The 409-nt window shown below is 68.0% G+C and carries 1 pseudogene; it reads left to right on the forward strand.

The features are described from left to right. Nucleotides 1-409 (forward strand): annotated as a pseudogene (locus IAE56_RS20985) (RHS repeat protein); the annotation flags it as partial.

Consider the following 409-nt stretch of genomic DNA (forward strand, 5'->3'; position numbering starts at 1 on the left):
CCACGACCGCTTCGGCCAGGTCACCCGCAAGGTGCAGACGATCAACGGTGTGGCCATTACGCTGCGCTACGCCTACAGCAAAGCGGGTCGCCTCACGGAGCTGACCTATCCCGACGGCAGCGTGGCCGACTACGTGCGCGACACGCTGGGCCGCATCAGCCAGATTGGCCTGACCCGGCCCGGGCAGGCACGGCAGGTGGTGGTCAACGACGTGAGCTATGCGGCCTTCGGCCCAGCCACCGGCTGGACCTACGGCAACGGCCGCCAGTTGCAGCGCCCCCTGGATCTGGACTATCGCCCTCAGGCCGTGCACGACCCGGCTGCCGGTGGCCTGTCCCTGGGCTTTGGCTATGACGCCGTGGGCTCGATCACCGAGTTGAAGAACGGCACCGGTTCAGCCGTGCTTGCG

The organism is Stenotrophomonas sp. S41, assembly GCF_016624625.1.
Taxonomy (GTDB): Bacteria; Pseudomonadota; Gammaproteobacteria; order Xanthomonadales; family Xanthomonadaceae; genus Stenotrophomonas.